This is a genomic window from Stutzerimonas degradans, from assembly GCF_024448505.1.
GTDB classification, from domain to species: Bacteria; Pseudomonadota; Gammaproteobacteria; order Pseudomonadales; family Pseudomonadaceae; genus Stutzerimonas; species Stutzerimonas degradans.
Window position 1 is genome coordinate 109,585 of sequence record NZ_JAMOHV010000011.1, and the last position, 25,712, is coordinate 135,296.

At 66.3% G+C, this 25,712-nt stretch carries 25 protein-coding genes; 13 read left to right on the forward strand and 12 right to left on the reverse strand.

Annotation, left to right across the window (positions count from 1 at the left end; all coding sequences use genetic code 11):
• Nucleotide 1: 1 nt before the first annotated feature.
• Nucleotides 2–574, reverse strand: coding sequence for a LemA family protein (locus tag NAV27_RS14685; RefSeq protein WP_008567718.1), 573 nt, complete (start codon nt 572–574; stop codon nt 2–4).
• A gap of 195 nt (nt 575–769) precedes the next feature.
• On the opposite strand from NAV27_RS14685, the gene NAV27_RS14690 reads away from it, so the two are divergent.
• From NAV27_RS14690 to NAV27_RS14710, 5 genes are all read left to right on the forward strand, one after another.
• Nucleotides 770–2,107, forward strand: coding sequence for an imelysin family protein (locus NAV27_RS14690; protein WP_102828726.1), 1,338 nt, complete (start codon nt 770–772; stop codon nt 2,105–2,107).
• Nucleotides 2,108–2,263: 156 nt separating this feature from the next.
• The gene (locus tag NAV27_RS14695) at nt 2,264–3,679 is read left to right on the forward strand and encodes a di-heme oxidoreductase family protein (protein WP_102828725.1); all 1,416 of its coding nucleotides are present in this window, start codon (nt 2,264–2,266) and stop codon (nt 3,677–3,679) included.
• A 77-nt stretch (nt 3,680–3,756) separates the two neighbouring features.
• Entirely contained in the window at nt 3,757–4,827 is a 1,071-nt protein-coding gene (locus NAV27_RS14700; protein ID WP_102828724.1) for an imelysin family protein, read from the forward strand.
• 2 nt (nt 4,828–4,829) lie between these two features.
• A complete protein-coding gene (locus tag NAV27_RS14705) occupies nt 4,830–5,924 on the forward strand; it encodes a DUF1513 domain-containing protein (protein ID WP_102828723.1) in 1,095 nt (364 codons plus the stop codon).
• A 69-nt stretch (nt 5,925–5,993) separates the two neighbouring features.
• A complete protein-coding gene (locus NAV27_RS14710) occupies nt 5,994–7,616 on the forward strand; it encodes a methyl-accepting chemotaxis protein (RefSeq protein WP_102828722.1) in 1,623 nt (540 codons plus the stop codon).
• 47 nt (nt 7,617–7,663) lie between these two features.
• Here the strand turns inward: NAV27_RS14710 and NAV27_RS14715 are convergent, their stop codons facing one another.
• The 5 genes from NAV27_RS14715 to NAV27_RS14735 all read right to left on the reverse strand — a co-directional run bounded on the left by NAV27_RS14715 (nt 7,664) and on the right by NAV27_RS14735 (nt 11,596).
• Entirely contained in the window at nt 7,664–7,894 is a 231-nt protein-coding gene (locus NAV27_RS14715) for a hypothetical protein (protein WP_102828721.1), read from the reverse strand.
• Nucleotides 7,895–8,076: 182 nt separating this feature from the next.
• Nucleotides 8,077–9,717 carry a chaperonin GroEL gene (gene groL, locus NAV27_RS14720; protein WP_008567726.1) on the reverse strand — a complete coding sequence of 547 codons (1,641 nt, stop codon included), beginning with the start codon at nt 9,715–9,717 and terminating at the stop codon, nt 8,077–8,079.
• Between the two features lie 47 nt (nt 9,718–9,764).
• Complete coding sequence (locus NAV27_RS14725) at nt 9,765–10,058, reverse strand: co-chaperone GroES (RefSeq protein ID WP_003294630.1); 294 nt, start codon at nt 10,056–10,058, stop codon at nt 9,765–9,767.
• Between the two features lie 239 nt (nt 10,059–10,297).
• The gene (locus NAV27_RS14730; protein WP_043297515.1) at nt 10,298–10,756 is read right to left on the reverse strand and encodes an FxsA family protein; all 459 of its coding nucleotides are present in this window, start codon (nt 10,754–10,756) and stop codon (nt 10,298–10,300) included.
• 132 nt (nt 10,757–10,888) lie between these two features.
• The gene (locus NAV27_RS14735; RefSeq protein WP_102828720.1) at nt 10,889–11,596 is read right to left on the reverse strand and encodes a HugZ family pyridoxamine 5'-phosphate oxidase; all 708 of its coding nucleotides are present in this window, start codon (nt 11,594–11,596) and stop codon (nt 10,889–10,891) included.
• Nucleotides 11,597–11,693: 97 nt separating this feature from the next.
• On the opposite strand from NAV27_RS14735, the gene NAV27_RS14740 reads away from it, so the two are divergent.
• Nucleotides 11,694–12,452: an SDR family oxidoreductase gene (locus NAV27_RS14740; protein ID WP_008567731.1), complete on the forward strand. Its 759-nt coding sequence runs from the start codon at nt 11,694–11,696 to the stop codon at nt 12,450–12,452.
• Nucleotides 12,453–12,524: 72 nt separating this feature from the next.
• Here the strand turns inward: NAV27_RS14740 and NAV27_RS14745 are convergent, their stop codons facing one another.
• Nucleotides 12,525–13,529, reverse strand: coding sequence for a DUF481 domain-containing protein (locus tag NAV27_RS14745; RefSeq protein WP_008567733.1), 1,005 nt, complete (start codon nt 13,527–13,529; stop codon nt 12,525–12,527).
• Nucleotides 13,530–13,666: 137 nt separating this feature from the next.
• Between NAV27_RS14745 and NAV27_RS14750 the strand changes: the two genes are divergently transcribed.
• Together NAV27_RS14750 and NAV27_RS14755 are read left to right on the forward strand one after the other, a co-directional pair.
• On the forward strand, nt 13,667–14,026 hold the full coding sequence (locus NAV27_RS14750; protein WP_008567734.1) for an MGMT family protein: 360 nt from the start codon (nt 13,667–13,669) through the stop codon (nt 14,024–14,026).
• Nucleotides 14,027–14,064: 38 nt separating this feature from the next.
• Nucleotides 14,065–15,762 carry an AmpG family muropeptide MFS transporter gene (locus NAV27_RS14755; RefSeq protein WP_102828719.1) on the forward strand — a complete coding sequence of 566 codons (1,698 nt, stop codon included), beginning with the start codon at nt 14,065–14,067 and terminating at the stop codon, nt 15,760–15,762.
• A gap of 7 nt (nt 15,763–15,769) precedes the next feature.
• Here the strand turns inward: NAV27_RS14755 and NAV27_RS14760 are convergent, their stop codons facing one another.
• Nucleotides 15,770–16,594, reverse strand: coding sequence for a mechanosensitive ion channel family protein (locus tag NAV27_RS14760; RefSeq protein ID WP_102828718.1), 825 nt, complete (start codon nt 16,592–16,594; stop codon nt 15,770–15,772).
• A gap of 77 nt (nt 16,595–16,671) precedes the next feature.
• A complete protein-coding gene (locus NAV27_RS14765; protein ID WP_102828717.1) occupies nt 16,672–17,151 on the reverse strand; it encodes a YajQ family cyclic di-GMP-binding protein in 480 nt (159 codons plus the stop codon).
• A 162-nt stretch (nt 17,152–17,313) separates the two neighbouring features.
• On the opposite strand from NAV27_RS14765, the gene NAV27_RS14770 reads away from it, so the two are divergent.
• The 5 genes from NAV27_RS14770 to NAV27_RS14790 are packed head-to-tail and all read left to right on the forward strand — an operon-like array spanning nt 17,314 to nt 22,874.
• Complete coding sequence (locus NAV27_RS14770; protein ID WP_008567738.1) at nt 17,314–18,279, forward strand: response regulator; 966 nt, start codon at nt 17,314–17,316, stop codon at nt 18,277–18,279.
• Nucleotide 18,280: 1 nt separating this feature from the next.
• Nucleotides 18,281–19,195 (forward strand): putative 2-dehydropantoate 2-reductase, encoded by a 915-nt coding sequence (locus tag NAV27_RS14775; RefSeq protein WP_102828716.1) that lies wholly within the window; start codon nt 18,281–18,283, stop codon nt 19,193–19,195.
• Nucleotides 19,196–19,240: 45 nt separating this feature from the next.
• The gene (locus NAV27_RS14780; RefSeq protein ID WP_102828955.1) at nt 19,241–21,256 is read left to right on the forward strand and encodes a HAMP domain-containing sensor histidine kinase; all 2,016 of its coding nucleotides are present in this window, start codon (nt 19,241–19,243) and stop codon (nt 21,254–21,256) included.
• A 15-nt stretch (nt 21,257–21,271) separates the two neighbouring features.
• Nucleotides 21,272–21,853, forward strand: coding sequence for a cob(I)yrinic acid a,c-diamide adenosyltransferase (locus tag NAV27_RS14785; RefSeq protein ID WP_102828715.1), 582 nt, complete (start codon nt 21,272–21,274; stop codon nt 21,851–21,853).
• A complete protein-coding gene (locus NAV27_RS14790; RefSeq protein WP_102828714.1) occupies nt 21,846–22,874 on the forward strand; it encodes an ion transporter in 1,029 nt (342 codons plus the stop codon). Before NAV27_RS14785 ends, NAV27_RS14790 begins: the two co-directional genes overlap by 8 nt.
• 13 nt (nt 22,875–22,887) lie before the next feature.
• Here NAV27_RS14790 and NAV27_RS14795 read toward each other — a convergent pair whose 3' ends face one another.
• From NAV27_RS14795 to NAV27_RS14805, 3 genes are all read right to left on the reverse strand, one after another.
• Entirely contained in the window at nt 22,888–23,667 is a 780-nt protein-coding gene (locus tag NAV27_RS14795) for an alpha/beta hydrolase family protein (protein WP_008567028.1), read from the reverse strand.
• Nucleotides 23,654–24,778 (reverse strand): DUF3182 family protein, encoded by a 1,125-nt coding sequence (locus tag NAV27_RS14800; protein ID WP_102828713.1) that lies wholly within the window; start codon nt 24,776–24,778, stop codon nt 23,654–23,656. The genes NAV27_RS14795 and NAV27_RS14800 overlap by 14 nt, the downstream gene beginning before the upstream one ends.
• A gap of 210 nt (nt 24,779–24,988) precedes the next feature.
• Nucleotides 24,989–25,712 (reverse strand): FAD-dependent oxidoreductase (locus NAV27_RS14805; RefSeq protein ID WP_256055307.1); only part of this gene is annotated, 724 nt, incomplete at its 5' end.

The window sequence follows — 25,712 nt, forward strand, 5'->3', positions numbered from 1 at the left end:
ATCAGCCGAACAGGGCACGCAGATCGACATCGGCCTTCTGCGCCTCGTCGAACTGCAGCAGCGCAGCCGGGCCGAAGGCGAACGCACGTGCCAGCAGCACGTCCGGAAACTGCTCGATGCGCACGTTGTTCAGGTTGACGGCCTCGTTGTACAGCTCGCGCCGATCGGCGATACCGCTTTCCAGCCCGCTGATGCGCTGCTGCAGGTGACGAAAGCTCTCATCGGCCTTGAGCTGCGGGTAGTTCTCGGCGAGCGCGAACAACTGGCCGAGACCGGCGCGCAGGCCCGTTTCCGCCGCCCCGAGCGCGGCGATGTCACCCTGTGCGCGCGCGTCGGCCACCGCGCCGCGCGCGCGGATCACCCGCTCGAGCGTACTGCGCTCGTGTTGCATGTACTGCTTGCAGGCCTCAACCAGCTTGGGCAGTTCCTCGTGGCGCTGGCGCAGCAGCACGTCGATGTTCGCCCAGGCCTTGCCGACCCCGTGCTTGAGGCGCACCAGCCCGTTGTAGAGGGTCACCGCATAGGCAACGACGAGGAACGTCAGCACTGCAACAACCACGAGCGTCAGGTTCATCTGGGCTTCTCCATGAAAGTCCGGCGATTCAAAAGTGCCAGCATTCTATCGGCCAGCGCCATTTCGAAGAGAGAGCCGGCGCACGCATTGCCTTTGCACAAAATGCAAATCTTTCGCATTATTAAAGGCCGTCACGGCGGTGCAGGCGTCGCCAGCCGGATCGATCATCGTTCGAACGCAAAAAGGAACCCGCTCATGCTACGCACCCCCTCCTGGGCCACCGCGACCTTGCTGGCCGTTGCCGTCTCTCTTGCCGGCTGCGGCGAGGACCAGAAAACCGCCGAGCAGGCCGCCACTGCGCCGGCCACCAGCCAGGCCCAGCCCGCCGCGAGCGCCCCGAAACTGGACGAACAGGCTGCCAAAGCAGTGGTCAGCCACTACGCCGACCTCGCCCTGGCGGTGTTCAGTGACGCCCATGCCACCGGCGTCAAACTGCAGCAGGCCGTCGACGCGCTGCTCGCCAACCCCAGCGATGCCACGCTGCAGGCAGCCAGGGAAGCCTGGCTGGCGGCGCGCGTACCCTACATGCAGACCGAAGTGTTCCGCTTCGGCAACAGCGTGGTCGATGACTGGGAGGGCCAGCTCAACGCCTGGCCGCTGGACGAGGGCCTGATCGACTACGTCAAGGGCGATTATCAGCACGCCCTCGGTAACCCCGGCGCGACCGCCAACATCATCGCCAACCGTGAAGTGCAGGTCGGCGAGGACAAGCTCGACGTCAGCGAAATCACCGGCGAGAAACTGGCCAGCCTGAACGAACTGGCCGGTTCCGAAGCGAACGTCGCCACCGGCTACCACGCCATCGAGTTCCTGCTCTGGGGCCAGGACCTCAACGGCAGCAACCCCGGTGCCGGCCAGCGCCCGGCCAGCGACTTCATCGACGGCGAAGGCTGCACCGGCGGCAACTGCGACCGCCGCCGCACCTACTTGAAGGCCGTCACCGACCTGCTGGTCAGCGATCTGGCCGAGATGGTCGGGCAGTGGCAGGCCGGCGTCGCCGACAACTATCGCGCGACCCTGGAAGCCGAGTCGGCCCAGAACGGCGTACGCAAGATGCTGTTCGGCATGGGCAGCCTCTCGCTCGGCGAGCTGGCCGGCGAACGCATGAAGGTGGCGCTGGAGGCCAACTCCACCGAAGACGAGCACGACTGTTTCAGCGACAACACCCACAACTCGCACTTCTACAACGCCAAGGGCATCCGCAACATCTACCTGGGCGAGTACCAGCGCGTGGATGGCAGCACCCTCAAGGGCGCGAGCCTGGCTTCGCTGGTGCAGGCGGTCGATCCGCAAGTCGACAGCACCTTGAAGACCGATCTGGAAACCACCGAAGCCAAGCTGCAGGTACTGGTGCAGAGTGCCGCGGACGGCGAAGCCTTCGACCAGTTGATCGCCGCGGACAACAGTGCCGGACAGGAAAAGGTCCGTGCGGCCATCGCCGCCCTGGTCAAGCAGACCGCCGCCATCGAGCAGGCTGCCGCCACACTGGGGATCAGCGATCTCAACCCGGATACCGCCGACCACCAGTTCTGATCGGCGTAACGCGGGCACGGCGTCAGGCCGTGTCCGCCCCTCCCACCTCGGCGCACATCAGGCAATCGCCGCCCGCCCAAATGAAAATACCTCTTATTCGAAGCCGGTCGGGCTGGTAAGCTGGCGCCCCGCTTTTTTCTGCACACCGGTAGCCTGATGCGCCTCTCGCTTCGTATTTCCGCCCTCGCATTGCTGATGCTCGGCCTACCTGGCTGCGACGAAGCTCCACGCTTCGAGCATGCCGAACCCGGCGAAGCGCTGTCGGCTGGCAGTGCGACCGTGATGAAATTCGACCAGAACGCTTTCTCCCAGCCGGCGGCGAATCTGTCGCCACTGCGTCGCCTGGACTTCAGCGTCGGCAACAGCTTCTTCCGTAATCCCTGGGTCATCGCACCCGCCTCGACCACTGCACGCGACGGCCTCGGCCCGCTGTTCAACACCAACGCCTGCCAGAACTGCCACATCAAGGATGGCCGCGGCCATCCGCCGGAAAGCGACAGCGACAACGCGGTATCGCTGCTGGTGCGCCTGTCGATTCCCGCTGGCGCCGAGCATGCGCAGGCGTTGCGCGAGCGCGGCATCGTCCCGGAGCCGATCTATGGCGGCCAGCTGCAGGACATGGCCATCCCCGGGGTGGCGCCGGAAGGCCGGGTTCGCCTGAATTACAGCACCCAGTTCGTACGCTTCGCCGACGGCGAGGAGGTGGAACTGCGCAAGCCCGAACTGCACCTGAGCGAACTGGGTTACGGCGCGCTGCACCCGCAGACGCAGTTTTCCATACGGATCGCACCGCCGATGATCGGTCTCGGCCTGCTCGAGGCGATCCCGCAGGACGCGCTGCTGGCCAACGCCGACCCGGACGACCGCGATGGCGACGGCATCTCCGGGCGCGCCAACCGCGTCTTCGACCAAGTCAGCCGGCAGACCGTGATCGGCCGTTTCGGCTGGAAGGCCGGCCAGCCGAACCTCAACCAGCAGAACGCCGACGCCTTCTTCAACGACATGGGCCTGAGCAGTCGCCTGTTCAGCCGCAGCAGCTGCACCGAGCGACAGCATGAATGCCTCGCCCTGCCGCATGGCGGCGAGCCGGAAGTAAGCGACCCGATCCTCGCCCAGGTGCTGTTCTACACGCGCAACCTCGGCGTGCCGGCGCGCCGCGCGGTCGACGACCCCGAGGTGCTGGCCGGCAAGACCCTGTTCCACCGCGCCGGCTGCCAGAAATGCCACACCCCGCAGTTCACCACCGGCGCCGACGCCGCCGAGCCGGAGCTGGCCAAACAGCTGATCCGTCCCTACAGCGACCTGCTGCTGCACGATATGGGCGACGGCCTGGCCGACAATCGCCCCGAGTTCGAGGCCAGCGGCCGCGAATGGCGCACCCCGCCGCTGTGGGGCATCGGCCTGACCGCCACCGTCGGCGGCGTGACGCGTCTGCTGCACGATGGCCGCGCCCGCACACTGCTCGAAGCCGTGCTCTGGCATGGCGGCGAAGCCGAGGCGGCACGCCAGACGGTGCTGACCTTCGATAGCGGGGAACGCGCCGCGCTGCTGCGCTTTCTCGAATCACTCTGACCACGCGACCCGGCATGCCTTCGCGCTCCGCGTACCCCGGCTCGCCGAAGCCGCAACCGATTGCCCACGAGGACGCCATGAACTCCCATCGCACCCTGCGCACGACCGCTGCCCTGCTCGCCGGCCTGCTGCTCGGCGCCTGCGCGCCAGCCGAGCCGTTCGGCGCAACCAGCCAGGCACTGACCGACAACGTGCTGCTGCCGGCCTACACCCAATGGGCGGAGAGCGATCGACGCCTGGCAGCCAGCGCAACGGCGTTCTGCGCCGGCGAACAGACGCTGGACGAGGCGCGCGCTGCCTTCATCGAGGCGCAACGCAGCTGGGCCGGCCTGCAGCCTTTGATGATCGGGCCGCTAGCCGAAGGCAACCGCGCCTGGCAGGTGCAGTTCTGGCCGGACAAGAAGAACCTCGTGGCCCGGCAGGTCGGCGCGTTGCTCGACAGCAAACCGCAACTGACCCAGGCCGACCTGGAGAATGCCAGCGTGGTCGTGCAGGGGCTCAGCGCCTATGAATACCTGCTGTTCGACACCGGCATCGTCCTCGACGACGCTGGCAAGTCGCGCTACTGCCCGCTGCTGACTGCCATCGGCGCGCATCAGCAGCAACTCTCCGCCGACGTGCTGCAGCAGTGGCAGGACGCGGACGGCATGGCTGCACAGCTCAAGACATTTCCCAGCGAGCGCTATGCCGAATCGCGCGAGGCCATCGCCGAGCTGCTGCGCGCGCAGATCAACGGACTCGACGGGCTGAAGAAGAAACTCGGTGCGCCGCTCGGCCGGCAGACCAAGGGACAGCCGCAGCCCTATCAGGCCGAGGCCTGGCGCAGCGGTGCGACGCTGGCCAGCTTCGCGGCCACGCTCGCCAGCGCTGAGCAGCTGTGGAGCGGCGCCAAGGCGGACGGCCTGCGTTCGCTGCTCGGCGACGAGCACGCCGGGCTGGCGCAGCGCATCGACCAGGGTTACGCCGAGCTGAACCGGCAACTGGCCGCCCTCGATCAGCCGTTCGCCACCCTGCTCGCCGACAGCACAGGGCGTGAGCAGCTGAACGCGCTGTACCAGCAGCTCGACCAGGTGCATCGCCTGCATCAGAGCGAACTGGCCCGCGCGCTGGGCATTCAGATCGGCTTCAACGCCCACGACGGAGACTGAGCATGCAGCGCCGCACCTTCATCGGCCTCGGCAGCGCCCTGCTCGCCGCCGGCGCGCTCGGCGGTTGGGCCATCGCCCGGCATGACGACGGCCCGCGCCTCTACTCCGCCCGCGACGATGCCGATGGCCGGCACTATGCGGTCGGCTATCGCCTCGATGGCACCCGCGTATTCGCCACGCCGGTCGCCGAGCGTTGCCATGACGTCTACGCGCATCCGCACCTGCCGCTGGTGGTGTTCGTCGGCCGCCGACCGAGCCGCGAGAGCTACCTGCTCGACAGCCGCGACGGCAGCCTGCTGCAAGTGCTGGCCTCGCCGCCGGAACGCCACTTCTATGGCCACGGCGTGTTCCACGCCAGCGGCGAATGGTTCTACACCACCGAGAACGACACGCGCGATCCGGGGCGCGGCGTGCTCGGCGTCTATCGCGTCGATCAGCAGCGCCTGCAGCGGGTTGGCGAACACTCGGCGCACGGCATCGGCCCGCACCAGCTGCTGTGGATGCCGGACGGCGAAACCCTGGTGATCGCCAACGGCGGCATCCGCACCGAAGCCGACAGCCGCGAGAAGATGAACCTCGATGCCATGCAGCCGAGCCTGGTCCTGCTGCGGCGCGATGGCACGCTGATCAGCAAGGAGCAGCTCCCCGAGCAGATGAACAGCGTGCGCCACCTCGCCGTCGCGGCCGATGGCACCATCGTCTCCGGCCAGCAGTACGAAGGCGACCCGCAAGACCGCGTGCCGCTGCTGGCGATCAAGCGGCCGGGCCAGCCCTTCCAGCACTTCCCGCTGGACGAGGCGCAGCGTCAGAGCATGAACCAGTACACCGCCAGCCTGGCGATTCACGACGAGCTGCGCCTGCTGGCGGTAACCGCACCGCGCGGCAACAAGGTGTTTGTCTGGAATCTGGACAGCGCACAGCTGCGCGAGGAGATCGCGCTGGCCGACTGCGCCGGGATCGCGGCGGTCGAGCGGGGCTTCGTCGTCAGTTCCGGCCAGAGTCGCTGCCGGCTGCTCGATTGCCGCGGCGAACGCATCCGCAGCGAACCGCTGCAACTGCCCGCAGGGCTCTGGGACAATCATTTGCGGGCGATCTGAGCTCAAGTTACCGGGCCTACGGCCGAATAAAGGGACGCTCGTTTATCCCTCTACCGAGACGCCCTTTCCATGCTCAAGAAATCGTTGCGCGCGCAAATTCTCGCCCTGATCGGCGGCAGCCTGCTGTTGCTGCTGGTGATCGCCCTGCTCTGCATTCAGCAACTGTCCCACCACGTCGAGCATTTCGGCGATCTGCTCGACGGACCGCTGAGCGAATCGCAGCTGGTCGACGAGGCGAACCTGGAATTCAAGATTCAGGTGCAGGAATGGAAGAACGTCCTGTTGCGCGGCAAGAATCCCGAGCAGCGCAACAAATACTGGGCGCAGTTCCAGGCGCAGGAGCGCAAGGTGCAAGAGCTGCTCGGCCAGCTGCAACGTGCCAGCGCTCAGAGCTCGCAGCTGTCGGGCCAGATCGCGCGCCTGCAGAACGAGCACCGTCTGCTCGGCGAGGCTTATCGCAAGGGCTTTGACGCCTTCGTCGCCGCCGATGCCGACCCGACCGCAGGCGACGCTGCGGTGGCCGGCATCGACCGCGCCGCCAGTGCGCAGATGAGCGAGCTGGTCAGCCAGTTGCGCCAGACCGCCGCCCGGCAATCCACTGAAATCCGCGAGGGCGCCGGCTCCGCCGCGCTCACCGGCGTGCTGGTGATGCTGCTTGCCAGCGCGCTGGTAGGGCTGCTCAGCCTGTGGCTGGTCAATCGCAACATCATCGAACCGACCCGCTCGCTGATCGAACACATCGCCCGCCTCAGCCAGGGCCAGTTCGCCAATCGCGTGGATGCCTCGCGGGCCGACGAACTCGGCCGGCTGGCGGTGGCCGCCAACACGCTGCGCGACTTCCTCGCCGACACCTTCAACAACCTGCAGCAGAGCGCCGCCAATCTGGATAGCGCCAGCGGCGAGCTGAATGCGATCTCAACGCTGATGGCGCAGGGCGCGAGCGAGCAGTTCTCGCGTACCGATCAGGTCGCCACCGCGATGCACGAGATGTCCGCCACTTCCCAGGAAGTCGCCCGCCACGCCGGCGATGCGGCGCACGCCGCCGATGCCGCCGATCACGCCGCGCAGCAGGGCGAGGCGGTCATGCAGTCGACGATCCAAAGCATCACCGCCATTCGCAGCGAAATCACCAGCACTGCCGAAGTGGTCCGCCGCCTGGAAGGCGACAGCGAGCGCATCGGCAAGGTACTGGAAGTGATTCGCGGCATCGCCGATCAGACCAACCTGCTGGCGCTCAACGCGGCAATCGAAGCCGCCCGCGCGGGTGAAGCCGGACGCGGCTTCGCCGTGGTCGCCGACGAGGTTCGCACGCTGGCCCAGCGCACCGCCGAATCGACGGCCGAGATCCACCAGATCATCGACTCGGTCCAGACCGGTGCGGTGAACGCCGTACGCGCTATCGAAAGCGGCCAGCAGCGCAGCGAACAGGGCGTGGAGCAGGTCACCGAAGCCGGACGGATGCTGCAGAACATCACCGAAGCGGTCGAAGCCATCCGCGACATGAACCGCCAGATCGCCACGGCGGCCGAAGAGCAGACCGCGGTGGCCGAGGACATCTCGCGCAACCTCACCGAGATCACCTCGATCGCCACCACCAATCAGCAGCACGTCGAGCGCACCCAGGCGGCCAGCCAGAACCTGCACAGCCTCTCACTGCAGCTGAGCGACGTCACCCGCCGCCTAGCCGGCTGACCGCAAGCCTACTCAAGGCGCCGCCATGGCGCCGTTCAGGCGGGCACTCAACGCCCACCCAGGCTCTGCGAGAGTCCGTAGAGCAACAGCAGCAGGTCGCCATCCGGCTGCAACGCCAGTTGTTGCGCCCGGGCTGCCGCCGCTGGCAACGGGCAGAAGTCGCGGCTCTCGCTGCTGCGTATCACGTTGGCCGTCGGTTCGCTCCAGGCCGCGCCGCACAACGAGGCGACGGTCAGCGCGCTGGCGAGGAACACTCCTCGAGCAATTTCCAGCTTCATCGCGCAAGCCCTTGATCTGAGGGAAGTCTACTGACCGTAGTACAGCCTCGGAGAGCCATCGCGCTTTGCGACAGACGGTCAGCGCGGCGGTGGCATGCCACTTTTCCCATCCGAAAATCCCGCGCAATAAAAAACCCCGCACGAGGCGGGGTTTTTCTTTTACAGCGAAGGGGCCGGTCGGCTTACATCATGCCGCCCATGCCACCCATGCCGCCCATGTCCGGCATGGCCGGGGCCGGCTTGTCTTCCACGATCTCGGCAACCATCGCTTCGGTGGTGACCATCAGGCCGCCAATGGAAGAGGCAGCTTGCAGCGCGGAACGGGTGACCTTGGCCGGATCGAGGATGCCCATCTCGATCATGTCGCCGTAGGTGTCGGAAGCGGCGTTGAAGCCATAGTTACCCGAACCTTGCTTGACCTTGTCGACCACCACGCTCGGCTCGCCACCGGCGTTGGCAACGATCTGACGCAGCGGAGCCTCGACGGCGCGACGCAGCAGCGCGATGCCGACGTTCTGGTCTTCGTTCTCGCCCTTCAGCTCGGAGATGGCCTGCAGAGCGCGCACCAGGGCAACGCCACCGCCAGGAACCACGCCTTCTTCGACGGCTGCACGGGTCGCGTGCAGGGCGTCTTCAACGCGGGCCTTCTTCTCTTTCATCTCGACTTCGGTGCCAGCACCGACCTTGATTACGGCAACACCGCCGGCCAGCTTGGCCAGACGCTCTTGCAGCTTCTCTTTGTCGTAGTCGGAAGTGGTGTCTTCGACCTGCTTGCGGATCTGGGCAACGCGGGCTTCGATATCAGCCTGGGCGCCAGCGCCGTCGATGATGGTGGTGTTTTCCTTGTTCAGCACGACGCGCTTGGCGTTACCCAGGTGCTCCAGGGTAGCGGTTTCCAGGCTCAGGCCGACTTCTTCGGAAATCACGGTACCGCCGGTCAGGATGGCGATGTCCTGCAGCATGGCCTTGCGGCGATCGCCAAAGCCCGGGGCCTTGACCGCAGCAACCTTGACGATGCCGCGCATGTTGTTGACCACCAGGGTAGCCAGGGCTTCGCCTTCGACGTCTTCGGCAACGATCAGCAGCGGACGACCGGACTTGGCAACGGCTTCCAGCACCGGCAGCAGTTCACGGATGTTGCTGATCTTCTTGTCGACCAGCAGCAGCAGCGGGCTGTCCAGCTCGGCAACCATGGTGTCCGGCTTGTTGATGAAGTACGGCGACAGGTAGCCGCGGTCGAACTGCATGCCTTCGACGACGGACAGTTCGTTCTCCAGACCCGAACCTTCTTCGACGGTGATCACGCCTTCCTTGCCTACGCGCTCCATGGCTTCGGCGATGATGTCACCGATGGAGGAGTCGGAGTTGGCGGAGATGGTGCCGACCTGGGCGATGGCCTTGGAGTCGGTGCACGGCTTGGCCAGGTTCTTCAGCTCGGCGACGATGGCGATGGTGGCCTTGTCGATGCCGCGCTTCAGGTCCATCGGGTTCATGCCGGCAGCGACGGCCTTCAGGCCTTCGTTGACGATGGCCTGAGCCAGCACGGTAGCGGTGGTGGTGCCGTCACCGGCCTCGTCGTTGGCCTTGGACGCAACGTCCTTGACCAGCTGAGCGCCCATGTTCTCGAAGCGATCCTTCAGCTCGATTTCCTTGGCGACGGAAACGCCGTCCTTGGTGATGGTCGGAGCACCGAAGCTCTTCTCCAGCACGACGTTGCGGCCTTTCGGGCCGAGGGTCGCCTTGACAGCGTCAGCCAGGACGTTCACGCCAACCAGCATCTTCTTGCGTGCGGAATCGCCGAATTTGACTTCTTTAGCAGCCATGTTGATTGATCCTCAATTCTTGAATTATCGATGGAGATTCGCGGTGATCAGGCTTCGACGACGGCGAGGATTTCGTTCTCGCTCATCACCAGCAGATCTTCGCCGTCGACCTTGACGGTGTTGCTGCCGGAGTACGGGCCGAACACCACCTTGTCACCGACCTTCACGGCCAGGGCGCGGACTTCGCCGTTGTCCAGAACGCGACCAGTGCCTACAGCGACGACTTCGCCACGGTTCGGCTTTTCGGCAGCGGAGCCCGGCAGGACGATGCCGCCTGCGGTCTTGGTTTCTTCTTCGCTGCGACGAATCACGACGCGGTCATGCAGAGGACGAAGCTTCATTGTCGATCTCTCCTAACTGAGTTGTTCCATGCCGATCCAGGTGATCGGCGGGTTGACGAATCCGGCGGTGCCGGTTGCGGCCCGCTACGCGAGCCGCAGAAGACGGACTGTCGAACACGACAGCGACCTTGCGGTGTCCGCTACATGCGGGCGTTCAAGAGCATTTCAAGGGGCGCGGATGAAATTTTCGTGGCAGAAAAACAGAACCGGCATGTCGAATGACATGCCGGAGGTGACACTCACTGATCGCGATCGCGGCGTTCCCATTCGCCTTCGATGACGTTCGGCCGTTGCGGACCGGAACGCGCCTGCAGGTCGTCGGCAAAGGCACGCTGGCGGCGCACCTGCTCCTCGATTCGCCGGTTGACCAGACGGAAGAGGAAATTGCGGCTCGGCGGAAACAGCACGATCAGCGCCAGCACGTCACTGATGAACCCCGGTAGGAACAGCAGGCCGCCGCCCAGCGCCAGCATCAGCCCCTGCAGCATCTCGCGCTCGGGCAGCTCGCCGCGCGCCAGTCGCTCCCGCGCGCGCCAGGCAGTGGCGAAGCCGGCCAGGCGCATCAACAGAACGCCGGCAATGCCGCTGAGCACCAGCAGCAGGATGGTCGCCAGCGCGCCGATGGAGCTGCCGACCTTGATCAGCACGTACAGCTCGGCCAGCGGAAACAACAGGAACAGCAGAAAGAAGATTCGCATCGATGATCCTTGGCGGAAGATAGGCTTCCAGTCACCTGTAGATGACGACGCCGCAGGCCGAATTCAACCCACACGCGACGCAGTCTGTAAGCGGATTATGCGAAAGCCTGCCTGACGCGAAGCTGAATCCGCTCAGCCACGCGCCATCGCCACCAGCGCCTGGCGCACCGCCAGCGGTGTTTCGCAGGGTTCGGCGAAGGGCAGCCAGTGCAGCGCCTGACCGATGCGCAGGTGAAAACCCTCGCTGTCGATACCGGCCATCTGCGCCGGCTCGGTGCCAGGCAAGCCGGCCTGGGCGACGTAGCGCGCGATGGCCGGCGCATGGTCATCGTTCATGTGCTCGACCATGCCCCGCTCCGCCGCGCCATCGCCGGCGGCAAAGGGATTGGCCAGCGCCACGCGGTCCAGCCAGTGGATCGCGCCGAAACCGCCGATGTAGCGCCAGCGCACCGGTTCCAAGCGCCAGAAATCGAAATCGTGCACCCGATGGTAATCGCGCGACTCGGGGAAATAACGGTAATAGCGCTGCGCGGCCGCCTCGATATCCGCCGCCTCGCTCAGCTGACGTGCTTCGGCCAGCAGCGTGAGGCGACCGGCGGCCTGCACATCGGCGGCGGCGCGCTCGCCGACCAGCAGCGAGCAGCGTCCGTCGGCCTTGAGATTGCGCGTGTGCTGGGCGATCCGACTGATCAGGATCAGCGGCCAGCCTTCGGCGTCCAGGCAGTACGGCACCACCGAGCCGAAGGGGAAACCCGGCATGGCCTGGGAGTGGGTGGAGAGCACACCGCGATATTCCTTGAGCAGAAGTTGTCGGGCATGCTTGGCGGCTTCAGCGCTCACAGGGGCTCCTCACAGGGCGGGTTCGACAGGGCGATCAGCATAACGGTTTCCCCCGCGAGCGGGGTTCTCGCAGCGAGACAACAAGAAGGAGATGGGCATGCAGCTACAAGACAAGGTCATCATCATTACCGGCGGCGGCCAGGGTCTCGGCCGGGCCATGGCCGAGCATCTGGCGAGCAAGGGCGCGCGACTGGCGCTGGTGGACCTCAACCAGGAGCGTCTGGACGAGGCTGTCGCCGCCTGCAAGGCCGCCGGCGGCGACGCCCGCGCCTACTTGTGCAACGTCGCCGACGAGGCGCAGGTCAGCGACATGGTCACGCGCGTGGTCGAAGACTTCGGCGGCCTGCATGGTCTGGTGAACAATGCCGGCATCCTGCGCGACGGCCTGCTGCTCAAGGTCAAGGACGGCGAGATCAGCAAGATGAGCCTGGCGCAGTGGCAGGCGGTGATCGACGTCAACCTGACCGGCGTGTTCCTCTGCACCCGCGAAGTCGCGGCGAAGATGGTCGAGCTGCAGAGCCAGGGCGCGATCGTCAACATCTCCTCGATCTCCCGTGCCGGCAACATGGGCCAGACCAACTACTCCGCGGCCAAGGCCGGCGTGGCCTCGGCCACCGTGGTGTGGGCCAAGGAGCTGGCGCGCTACGGCATTCGCGTCGCCGGCGTGGCGCCGGGCTTCATCGAGACCGAGATGGTCGCCAGCATGAAACCCGAGGCGCTGGAGAAGATGACCGCCGGCATTCCGCTCCGGCGCATGGGCAAGCCCGCCGAGATCGCCCATTCGGTGGCTTATATCTTCGAGAACGACTACTACACCGGGCGCATCCTCGAGCTGGATGGCGGTCTGCGCCTGTGAGCCAGACGCAGCCTATATAAGAAGAAGGGCAGCCCGTAGGCTGCCCTTCTTCTTCGGCACGCTCAGCGCACCTTACCAGCCGACGCCGAAGCCGATGCTGTAGCGGGTTTCGTCGAGGCTTTCCTCGGCGCCGCTGATGATGTCCTTCTCGGCCTTCATGTTCAGCGAGGCCCAGTCGGTCACCTTGTAGCGCAGCCCCACCTCGGCATCCAGCGCGTAATCGGCGACGCTTTCCAGCGGCTTGCCCAGCTCGCCACTGCTGAACAGCTCGAACGTCTTGCCCACCAGATAACGGTTGTAGTCCCACTTCAGCGCGGCGAGGTAGAAATCCTCCTCCGAGCCGTCGGCGAACTCGTAGTCGCTGCGGTTGATCAGCGCGGCCAGCGAGAATGCGCCCAGGTCGTTGTCCCAGAACTGGTAACCCGGACCGGTACCGATGGTGCGCTGGCGCCGCACGTCCTCGATCTGGTCGCGCTTGTAATTCAGCCGCCCCTGCCAGAACCAGTGCTCGTCGATGAAACGGTCGAGCGCGTATTCGGCGTCCCAGTTGTCGGTCACGGTGACGCCGTCGCGGTACTCGCGGTTGTAGCTGGCCGCGCCGTTGTGCCGCCAGAGACCGTGGCGCGCCTTGGTATCGAAGGACACGTCGTAGTCATCGGTATCGGTTTCGGCGCGCTTGTAGTCCATCGCCACGTCGACGTTGCCCTTCCAGGTGAAGTCCTGGATCAGCGGCTTGGGATGGATGATCTGCGAGATGCTGGCCAGCTCGACGGTACGCGGTGCGCCGCCGTTGACCAGCGTGACCTTTCCAGGCTCGGACGCCTGCAGCGACTTCGCCACCTCGCCAACCGTATCGCCCTGTTTGACGAGCAGTTTCTGATCGCTTTCCAGCGTGGCGATCTGGTTCCACTTGAGCGGGATGGAACCGCCGTAGCTGGTCTCGATCAGCAGCTTGCCGCCATCGAGCACGCTGATCTTGCCGGTCAGGCGATCACCGTTTTTCAGCCAGACGGTATCGGCCAGGGTGGGCAGCGCGAAAGCGCAAAGGGAGAGGCAAAGCAGGGGTCGAAAAAACATAGAAGTGAGCAAATCTGGTCATAAACGGTTGAAAGGCTGGCATTATCCTTATGCTTCTTGCTCCAGCAACCACAGACCGCCGAACGGGAATCCGGTTCATTTCCAACACGACGGCCTGCCACCCGAGGAAGCGTCACATGCACGAGCCTTCGCCCCTGCTACCGCCCGGCGCCGATGCCGAGGCACGCCGCGCCGCCGTCTATCTGGTGATGGCGCAGATTCCGCCGGGCAAGGTGATCAGTTACGGCGAACTGGCCGCCATCGCCGGCCTCGGCCGCGCCGCACGCTGGGTCGGCCGGCTGATGGCGCAACTGCCGGATGACACGCGCCTGCCGTGGCACCGGGTCATCGCCGCCGGTGGCCGCCTCAGTCTGCCGGCCGGCAGTCCCGCCGGGCACGAGCAGCGCATGCGCCTGCGCGCCGAGGGCCTGACCATCCGCAACGACCGCGTGGACATGCGTCGCCACGGCTGGCATTCGACGGAGCACAGCGGTTAGAGTGCGCGCTCCGTCCAGCCGCCACAGATTGTCGATGTATGTCCCGTGAAACCTGGCGCGATGCCCTCGCCGCCTATGCCAGCCCCGCCAGCCTGGCCCTGCTGCTGCTGGGGTTCGCCGCGGGACTGCCCGCCGTGCTGGTGTTCTCCACACTCTCGGTGTGGTTGCGCGAAGCGGGCGTGTCACGGGAAACCATCGGTTTCGCCAGCTGGATCAGCCTGGCCTACGCCTTCAAGTGGGTCTGGTCGCCGATGCTCGACCAGTGGCGCCTGCCGTGGATCGGCGCCCTCGGGCGGCGACGCTCGTGGCTGGTGCTCTCGCAAGCGCTGATCGCCCTCGGCCTGGTCGGCATGGCGCTGTGCAATCCGCAGCACAACCTGACCCTGCTGATCGCCCTGGCGGTACTGGTGGCGTTTTCTTCCGCCACCCAGGACATCGCCATCGACGCCTACCGTCTGGAAATCGCCGAGGACAAGCTGCAGGCGACCCTGGCGGCCAGCTACATGACCGGTTACCGCATCGCCATGCTGCTGGCCAGCGCCGGTGCCCTGTTCCTCGCCGAGTGGTTGGGCTCGAGCAATCTGGATTACAACCAGGCGGCATGGAGCTTCACCTATCTCGCCTTCGCGTTGCTGATCCTGCCCGGTCTGGTCACCAGCCTGGTGATCCGCGAACCGGATGCCGGCACACCGCTGCCCAACGAGCCGGCGCGCTACACCTTCAACCACCAGCTCGCCGCCGTCGGCCTGCTGCTGGTGCTGCTGATTTCCGTACCCGCAATGATCAACGCGCTGATCGCCCAGGCCTGGCCACGCGCGACGCTCTATGCGCTGTTCATCCTCGGTTCGATTTCGCCGGTGGGCCGCTCGCTGCTGATCCCGGTGCGCCACATCCTTCATCAGGCCGGACAGAAGCAGCGTCCGCCGCGCTTCGACTTCGCTCACCAGGCGGTTTCGGTGATCGTGCTGATCATCCTGATGGTGTCGACCACCGGCATGTTCCAGTCGTACTGGGGCGGCTACTGGCCACGCGGCACCATGTATCTGCTGATCTGCTGGGGTTGTCTGTCAGCGCGCGGGCGCATCCTGATGGGGCCGGTCCTGACGCCGATCACCGACTTCATCCTGCGCTATCGCTGGCAGGCGCTACTGCTGCTCGGGCTGATCGCCACCTACCGGATGTCGGACACCGTGATGGGCGTGATGGCCAACGTGTTCTACATCGACCAGGGCTTCTCCAAGGACCAGATCGCCAGCGTCAGCAAGCTGTTCGGGCTGATCATGACCCTGCTCGGCGCGGCATTCGGCGGACTGCTGATCGTGCGCTTCAGCATCTTGCCGATCCTCTTCATCGGCGGCGTCGCCTCGGCGGCGACCAACCTGATGTTCATGGCGCTGGTGCAGATGGGCGCCAATCTGAACATGCTGATCGTCACCATTTCCTGCGACAACTTCAGCGGTGGGCTGGCCTCCACGGCGTTCGTCGCCTACCTGTCGAGCCTGACCAACCTGAAGTTCTCCGCCACCCAGTACGCGCTGCTCAGCTCGCTGATGCTGCTGCTGCCACGCCTGCTCGGCGGCTATTCGGGGGTGATGGTCGAACACCTGGGCTACAGCGACTTCTTCCTCGTCACCGCCCTGCTCGGTGTGCCGACGCTGGTGCTGATCGTCTGGCAATGGCGCCGGGGGCTGCGGCAACCCGAAGACCCCGGCCAAGAGGCCACTTCCCGGCCCTGAGCCTCCGTCAGCCCTGCACCAGATGCACCACCCGCTGCGGGAATGGAATGCCGACACCCGCAGCCATCAGCCGCTCCTTGGCCAGCTCCATGAAGTCGGCGGTCACCGCAGCGACATCGGCGGTCGCCGCCCACACACGCAGCACCAGCGTCACGGCGTTGTCGCCCAGCGCAGTGACCACCACCACCGGCTCGGGATCGCGCAGCACGCGCGAGTCCTCGGCGATCTCCAGCAGGATGCGACGCGCCAGCTTGATATCGCTGCTGTAGTCGATGCCGACGCTGATCTCCGCACGGCGCCGCGGCTCGCGGGAAAAGTTGGTGATATGGCCGTTGGACAGACTGCCGTTGGGCACCACCACAGTCTTGTTGTCGCCGGTCTTGAGCACGGTGTGGAAGATCTGGATGGAGTGGACGGTGCCGCTGACTCCCTGCGCCTCGATCCACTCGCCAACACGGAACGGCCGGAACAACAGGATCAGCACGCCACCGGCGAAATTCGCCAGACTGCCCTGCAGCGCCAGGCCGATCGCCAGACCGGCGGCACCGATGGCGGCAATGAACGACGTGGTTTCCACCCCGATCATCGAGGCGACGCTGACCAGCAGCAGCACCTTGAATACGATCCCCGCCAGGCTGCCGATGAAGCCATGCAGCGTCGGGTCGACCTGACGCCGACGCAGCAATGCGCCGACCCGTGCCGTCAGCGTATTGATCAGCCACCAGCCGATCAGCAGCGTGATCAGCGCCAGCAGCACCTTGCTGCCGTATTGCAGTACGACCGGAAGCCACGCCTCGGACAGCCCGACCAGATAATCCACACTCATGTCCATCGGACAGACTCCTTAAAAAAACGGCGCCCGGAACTGGCCGGGCGCGGGAAACGAAACAGGCGCGTCGGCGCGCCGGATCAGTCGCGGAAGTTGTTGAACTGCAGCGGCATGCCGAAATCCTTGGCGCGCAGGTGAGCGATGGCCTCCTGCAAGTCGTCGCGCTTCTTGCCGGTGACACGCACCTGCTCGCCCTGGATCGCCGCCTGCACCTTCAGCTTGGCGTCCTTGATGTGCGCGACGATCTTCTTCGCCAGCTCCTTGTCGATGCCTTCGCGCAGTGCGATTTCCTGCTTGACGACCTTGCCGGACGGATACGGATCCTTGTATTCCAGGCACTGGATGTCGATCTTGCGCTTGACCAGGCTCAACTTGAGGATCTCGATCATCTGCTCCAATTGGAAGTCGGCGTCGGCCGTCAGCTGCACGGTCAGCTCCTTCTGCTCGAACGTTCCTTTGCCGCGCAGATCGTAACGACGATCCAGCTCCTTGATCGCGTTATCGATCGCGTTGGTGACTTCGTGCTTGTCCAGTTCGGACACCACGTCGAACGAGGGCATGGGGCTTCCTCCAGAAATAGATAGCGCGACGGTCACGGACCGACCCGCGCCTGGCTTGACGGTAAAAAAAGCGCCGTCATTATAACCGTTCGACGTGATACCGCCCGGTACCCCGGCAAAGCGTGACAGGACGTCCACCCTCTCCATTGATTGAGCTTGCCCATGCCCAACCCCTCCCTCGGGATTCTGGTCGTCGACGACGCCAAGTTCTCCAGCGTCATGATCGGCCGTGCGCTCAGTAAGGCTGGTTACACCGATATCCGCTTCGCCAGCAGCGCGGACGATGCACTCGCGCTGATGGCCGAACGCCCGACCAACGTGCTGCTGGCCGACTGGCTGATGCCGCAAACCGACGGGCTGCAGCTCACCGCCGCGGTGCGCCAGCAGGATGCCGCCAGCGGCCACTACACCTACATCATCCTGCTCACCGGGCGCGAAGGTGACGATGTGCTCGGCCAGGCGTTCGACCACGGCGTCGATGATTTCATCAGCAAGGCCGCGATGCATGACCAGCTGTTGCCCCGGGTGCGCGCGGCCGAGCGCCTGTGCGGCTCGCTGCAACGGCTCAAGCAGGAGAACCGCCGCCTCGCCGATAACGTCGCCAGCCTGGAAGAGAACAGCCTGGTCGACCCGCTCACCGGTCTGGGCAATACCCGTCACCTGCTGCAGCGCCTCGATGCCAGCCTGCGGCAGATGGCGAACCGCGACACGGCGCTGTGCTACCTGCATGTCGGCCTGCCCGAGATGCCAGCGCTGCACGAGCGCTACGGCGAGGCCTTTCAGGTGGAACTGCTGCGGGCGGTGGCCGCGCGCCTGCGCCAGCTGGTGCGCCCGCTGGATGTGCTGGTGCGCATCGATGAGCAGCACTTCGGCGTGCTGGCGCTGGTAGACGATATCGAGAGCTGCTCGCCGGGCAGCTTCAAGCGTCTGCACGAGGGGCTCAACCTCAAGCCGTTCAAGAGCAGCGAAGGCTTCATTTCGCTCAAGGCCGGCATCGGCCTGCTGACGCTGGACGCCCGCGGTCTGCCGCTCGAAGCGCCGGCCCTGCTGGAGCGCGCCGGCGCGCTGCTGCCCAGCGCCTACAGCACCGGGCGCATCGTCCCGCTGCGCCTGCGCCAGCCGGCCTGATATGACTACCTGGCACGTCCTCGGCGCAGGCAGCCTCGGCAGTCTGTGGGCCGCGCGTCTGGCCCGCGCGGGCGCGCCGGTACGGCTGATCCTGCGCAACCCTGAACGCCTGGCGGCGTACCAGGCTGCCGGCGGCCTGCGCCTGAGCGAAGGCGGCGAGGCCCAGCGGCTGGCGATTCCGGCCGAACTGGCCGCCGCGACGACGCCAATCACCCGCCTGCTGGTGGCCTGCAAGGCGTACGACGCCGAAGCCGCGGTCGCCAGCGTGGCGGCGCGCCTGGCACCGCGCTGCGACATCCTGCTGCTGCAGAACGGCCTCGGCAGCCAGCAGGCCGTCGCCCGGCGCTGGCCGCAGGCGCGCTGCATCTTCGTCTCCAGCACCGAAGGCGCCTATCGCCAGGGTGACTTCGACGTGGTGTTCGCCGGCCAGGGACAGAACTGGCTGGGCGATCCGCAGGACCCCACGCCGCCGGACTGGCTGGCGACGCTGAGTGCGGCGGGAATCGCTCACCAGTGGAGCGAGGACATCCTGGCGCGCCTGTGGCGCAAGCTGGCACTGAACTGCGCGATCAATCCGCTGACAGTGCTGTACGACTGCCGCAACGGCGCGCTGCTGGCCCATCGCGCGCAGGTGCTGGCGCTGTGCGACGAACTCGCCGTGCTGCTGCGCGCCTGCGGCCAGCCCGAGGCTGCCACGGGCCTGGCGGACGAGGTGCTGCGCGTGATCGAAGCGACCGCCGCCAACTATTCGTCGATGCACCAAGACGTGGCGCGCGGCCAGCGCACCGAGATCGCTTACCTGCTCGGCCATGCCTGCGCCAGTGCCGCCCGGCTCGGCCTGCAGCTACCGGCGCTCGCCGCCGTGCAGCAGCGCCTGCATGCCGAACTGCTGCGCCGCGGATTGCCCGTCGACTGAGGCACCGCTACCCTGCGCAGGTCCTTCACGTCATCCGTGGCCGCCATGACCCTGCGCCAGCGCCTCGAAAACCTGCCGGTCGGCCGCAAGCTGCTGATCGCCCTGCTCGTCCTGCTCGCCGCCGTGCTGCTGGTGTCCAACCTCACCTTCATCAGCGCCGCTTACTGGATATCGCGCCAGAGCGTGGCGCCGCAGGCCATGCACACCATCGGCGAGCTGTTCGCCAGCGAGGCGCTGAGCACGCAGGTGCTGGCCTCCACCGACGCAGCCGATGCAGCACTGCGGCGGCTCGACGGCTACTCACCCCTGCGTGCCGCGGTGATCTACGACGCCTCCGGCAACCAATTGGCGCAGCTGCAGCGCGGTGAGCGCCTGCGGCTGCCGGAGCGGCTCGATGATGTCGCGGCCTGGCGCGCCGGGGAAATCCGCGCCAGCCTGCTGGTCGAGCTGCCGCAACCCGACGAGCGTCCCGGCCACCTGCTGCTGGTCGCCAGCAGTGAGCTGCCCGGCGCCTTCTACACCGGCACCCTGACCGCCAGCGTCGCCATCCTGCTGGCCAGCCTGCTGCTGTGGCTGCTGGTGGCGCGGCAGATTCGCCTGCTGATTACCCGGCCGATCCGCGAGCTGGAGGCGCTGTCGCGCCAGGTCACGCGTGACGAGGACTACTCGCTGCGCGCGCTGCCGAAGAACCAGGACGAGATCGGCCGCCTGGCCGACGCCTTCAACACCATGCTGTCGCGCATGCAGGCACGCGAGCAGCAGCTCAAACGCGCCCGCGACGATGCGCAGGATGCCTTCGATCAGGCCCGCGGCCTGGCCGAGGAAACGCGCACCTCCAATCGCCGTCTGGAGCTGGAAGTGCAGGTGCGCAGCAAGATCGAGAAGAAGCTCACCGGCTTCCAGAACTACCTCAACAGCATCATCGACTCGATGCCCTCGGCGCTCATCGCGCTGGATGAGCAGCTGTACGTCACCCAGTGGAATCAGGAGGCCAGCGTGCTCTCCGGCACGCCGCTGGACGAGGCACTGAACCAGCCGGTGTTCATCGCCTTCGAGCCGCTCAAGCCGTTCCTCGCGCAGATCCGCCACACCTCCGAGCGCCAGCAAGTGCAGAAGATCGAGCGCGTCACCTGGCGCCGCAACGACGAGCTGCGCCACTACGCGCTGACCTTCTACCCGTTGATGGGCGGTGGCGGCCGCGGCGTGGTAATCCGCATCGACGACATCACCCAGCGCATCAACATGGAAGAAATGATGGTGCAGTCCGAGAAGATGCTCTCGGTCGGCGGACTGGCGGCCGGCATGGCCCACGAAATCAACAACCCGCTGGGCGCCATCCTGCACAACGCGCAGAACATCCGCCGGCGGCTGTCCGCGGACCTGGAGCGCAATCGCGAAGCGGCCGCCGAAACCGGCGTCAGCCTCGAAGCAGTCAACCTCTACCTACTGAAGCGCGAGGTGCCGCAGCTGCTCGACGGCATCCAGCAGGCCGGCTCGCGTGCGGCGAAGATCGTCAGCCACATGCTCAATTTCAGTCGCATGAGCAACCGTCAGCTGGCCGACTGCCAGTTGCCGCTGCTGATCGACCAGGCGCTGGAGATCGCCGGCAACGACTTCGCGCTGGTCGAAGGATTCGATTTCAAGTCGATCGAGATCGTCCGCGACTTCGATCCGCAGGTCGACCGCGTGCCATGCATCGGCAACGAGCTGGAGCAGGTGCTGCTCAATCTGCTGAAGAACGCCGCCCAGGCGATCCACCAGCACTGCGGCGCGGAGCCCGGACGCATCATCCTGCGCACCCGGCTCAATCCGCCGTGGGCGGAAATCCAGGTCGAGGACAACGGCGGCGGCATTCCGGAAGCGGTGCGCAAGCGCATCTTCGAGCCGTTCTTCACCACCAAGGAGGTCGGTCAGGGAACCGGGCTGGGTCTTTCCGTTTCGTATTTCATCATCACCAACAATCACCAGGGGCAGATGGAGGTGCAGTGCCAGCCCGGCTACGGCAGCACCTTCACCCTGCGCCTGCCACTGGCGACGCCGGTCGAACCGGCGAATGCCTGACGCAAGGAATCCCGCATGGGCAATCGTTTGTCGAAAATCTACACCCGTACCGGCGATGCCGGCGAAACCGGCCTGGGCGATGGCCGCCGCGTGCCCAAGAGCCACCCGCGCGTGGAGGCGATGGGCGAGGTCGATTCGCTCAACAGCCAGCTCGGTCTGCTGCTTGCCGAGCTGGCCGATGCGCAGGCGCAATGGCCCGCGCTGGCCGAGCTGACGACGGTGCTCGCACCCTGCCAGCATCGCCTGTTCGACCTCGGCGGCGAGCTGGCGATGCCGGACTACCAGGCCCTCGGGACTGCGGAAATCACCCGTCTGGAGGCGGCCATCGACCGCTGGAACGAAGAACTCGGCCCGCTGAAGGACTTCATCCTGCCCGGCGGCTCGCGGCTGATCGCCCAGGCGCACCTGTGCCGCAGCATGGCGCGCACCGCCGAGCGGCGCTGCCAGCAGCTGAATGCCGACGAACCCCTGCGCGGCGAGCTGCTGGGCTATCTCAATCGGCTGTCCGATCTGCTGTTCGTCGCCGCGCGCCTGATCGCGCGGCGCCAGGGTTGCGCCGAGGTGCTCTGGCAGGCCGCCGAGGCACCGCGTGGCTGAACAGCCGCTCGACCCGCGCGTGCGCACCCGCGAGGGTCTGCACGCCGCGTGGGAGGCGTTCATCGTTCTGCTGGTCTGCGTGAACCTCGCGCTGCTGCTGTTCGACAGCCTGTTCCTTCTGCAACCGATCAACGAGGCGCTGGCGCGCTGGCTGCCGCAGCTGCACGAGCGCTACGAACAGCACATCCATCGCAACCTGCAGTACATCGATCTGGGCTTCGTCAGCCTGTTCATCCTCGACGTGCTGCTCGGCTGGACCGTGGCGCTGTTCGAGCGGCGCTATGCGCGCTGGTACTACTACCCGTTCGCCCACTGGTACGACGTGCTTGGCTGCATTCCGCTGGCCGGCCTGCGCTGGCTGCGGGTGCTGCGCATCGGCGCGCTGCTGGTGCGCCTGCAGCGTCTCGGGCTGATCGACATGCGCGGCTGGGCGGTGTACGGGGTGCTCAATCGCTACTACGTGCTGCTGATCGAGGAGCTGGCCGACCGGGTGATGCTCCGGCTGTTCGGTCGCCTGCAGCAGGAGATCGGCGCCAGCGACGACCTGGCCCGCCGGCTGATCGACGAAGTGGTGCGACCGCGCAAGCAGCGCCTGCTGGACGATCTGGCGCGGCGCCTACAGGCCATGCTGGAGGTCGGCTATCGCGACAATCGCGGCGCCATCGAGGGTTACCTGAACGGCCTGCTGCACCAGGCACTCACCGACAATCCGCAGGTGCACAAGCTGCGCCGGCTGCCGCTCGGCGGTCATATGGCCGACAGTCTCGATCAGGCCCTGCGCGACATCGTCGCCCGCCTGCTGCAGGGCGCTGTCGACGGACTGCGCGGCCCGCAGTTCCAGGCGCTGGCGCAGAATCTCGCCGACGAATTCTTCGAGGCCTGGCTCTACCAGGACGAGCACACCGATCTGGCGCTGGAAGAAGTGCTGGTGGACATCATCGAAGTGCTCAAGCAGCAGGTGCTGGACCGCCGCTGGAGCCGCTTCGTTGGCCCACCGCCACCGCCCACGCCGCCGCAGTGAACCGGCGCCCGGGTCAGGCGCCATCCACCGGGCGGAAGCCGGCATGGGCGCGTTCGTCGAGGCGCGCACCGATGACCATCTCGGTCGCCCAGTCGACCAGGATCGAGGTGTAGGCCTCCTGGCAGCGCTCGCTGCTCAGCGCGTGATCGGCGCCATCGATGATGCGATGGGTCAGCGAATGGGTGCGCTGGAACGCGGCGCGGTAGCTCATGATCGTCTCGTGCGGCACATAGCTGTCGTCTTCCGACTCGACGATCAGCACGTCACCGCGGAACGCCGCGCAGGCGGCCAGCGCGCGGTTCTCCTCGGCCAGCACATGACGGCGGCGCAGGCGGTTGAGCGTGTCGCGATCCAGCTGCCGCTTGGGCATGTCCCAATCGTCGTCGCAGTACAGCGCCGGCACCCGCAGCGCCAGCCATTTCACCGGCCGCAGCGCGGTGAGGATCGCCGCGAGATACCCACCATAACTGGTTCCGACCACGGCAATGGCTGCGGGGTCGATATGCGGGTGCGCGGCCAGCAGATCGTAGGCGGCCAGCAGGTCGCGCAGGTTCTGCTCACGGGTCACGGTCTGCTGCTGCGCCGCCGTCTGCGCATGCCCGCGCAGGTCGAACGACAGGCAGATGCAGCCGAGCCCGGCGATCCCCCGTGCCCGCGTCAGATCGCGCTGCTGGCTACCGCCCCAGCCGTGCACGAACAGCACGCCAGGCATCTTTTCCGGCGGTGTCAGGAACGTACCGGCGATATGTTCGTCATCGACGAGGATGTCGACCGTCTCGCTATGGGTTGCCATAGTCCTCCACCTTCACGCATTTGGTTATGAAGCCCACCTCCGCATCGTTGCCGCGAAACAGCACGGTCGCGCCTTCGGGCGGAGCCTGCCGCTCGCCGTAGAGTTCCACCGACGAAGCGCGCACCACGGCCACCGCATCGTCCTCGCAAAAACGCTGCAGCGCGGCCACTTCGGCGCTGCTGGCGCCGCCGATCCGCCAGGACTGCTCCAGCACCCCGGAGCGCGGCTGGCCGCGTCCGTCGACGCCCTGCGCAATGTCGTAATTGCGCCGTGAGGCGAAGAAACCCCGGTAGCAAGCGGCGGCCGCCGCGTCGTAGACCTGCGCCTGGCGAACCGCCAGGCGGGTGGCCTCGGCCAGACCCAATGCCAGCAACGCATCGAAGTCGCCACGCACCACCACTAGGTCCGATCCGCCGTAGACCTCCTCGCCGCCGTTGTCGACGGTCAGGCGTTGCGTGCCGTAGTAACTGGCCAGCTGACCGCCGACCCGCACCTGACCGACGCTGAAGGTGGTCACCTGCTCCAGATGGCCTTCCAGCACCAGACCGAATTCCGTCAGCTCGCGCTCGTCAAGCGCCGCCAGCGCCTTTTCGAGCGCCTCGAGATCGTCGATGCGCTGCTGGCCGCGCCCGCCGGTGGCGCGCACCGGCTTGATGCGCAGCGCGCCTTCGTGCAGCAGGCGGCGGCCCGCATCGTGCGCATCCTCCAGGCTGAACACGCTGTAGCCGGACAGCACGCTGTCCGTGACCCGTGCACCGAACTCGCGCGACCAACCCAACGGCGCGGCGGCCTCAGGGCGCACCAGCGGATGGGTGATGGCCTTGGTTTCGACGAACGCGTGCGGCACCACACCGCCGAACAGATCGTCTTCTGCGGCAAGACCGAGCTCCTGCGCCTCGCGCTGGCCGGTCACCGTGCCGGACGGCACCAGATAGGGCTGGGTTTCGTGACGTCGGGTCGGCTCGTACTCGCCGCCATAGTTCAGCCCCAGCAAGCCGGCCAGCCGCTCGGCCAGAGCGGCATGGACGCGGCGCTCGTGCTCGGGCTCGCGTGCGCGGTTGGCGTAGGTCATCACGACCCGGCGTGGGTTCGATCTATCGGCATTGATCATTTCGTGGACAGCTCCTGGACTGCTCGGGCAGGTACGCAACGCCGGCGATGCATCCGCGCTGCCAAGCAGCGCCGGCCGGCTGTTGGGAAGTAGACCCTGGCTCGAACGCAACGATCCGTCCCGAGCAACATCCGTCACGGTGCCCGCGCGCTTCCGCGCGCATAAAAAAAGGAGCCGGCCGGCTCCCTTCTTCGTTGCGTGATACGCCAATCAGGCCGGCGCGGAGGTGCGGATCAGGTGATCGAAGGCGCTCAGCGAAGCCTTGGCGCCTTCGCCGACGGCGATCACGATCTGCTTGTACGGCACCGTGGTCACGTCACCGGCGGCGAATACGCCGGGGATGCTGGTCTGGCCCTTGGCGTCGACGATGATCTCGCCGAAGCGGCTCAGCTCCAGGATGCCCTTGAGCCATTCGCTGTTGGGCAGCAGGCCGATCTGCACGAAGATTCCTTCCAGCTCGACGCTGTGCATTTCTTCGCTGGCGCGGTCCTTGTAGACCAGGCCGGTGACCTTCTGGCCGTCGCCCTTGACCTCGGTGGTCTGCGCCATCTTCAGCACGGTAACGTTGGGCAGGCTGAACAGCTTGCGCTGCAGCACCGCGTCGGCGCGCAGCTCTTCACCGAACTCCAGCAGGGTGACATGGGCGACGATGCCGGCCAGGTCGATGGCCGCTTCCACGCCGGAGTTGCCGCCACCGATCACCGCCACGCGCTTGCCCTTGAACAGCGGGCCGTCACAGTGCGGACAGTAGGCGACGCCACGGCCGCGGTATTCCTGCTCGCCGGGCACGTTCATTTCGCGCCAGCGCGCGCCGGTGGCGAGGATCAGGGTCTTGGCCTTGAGCTCGCCGCCGTTGTCGAACTGCACGCGGTGCAGGCCGTCGTCGCCGGCCGGAATCAGCTGGCTGGCGCGCTGCAGGTTCATGATGTCGACG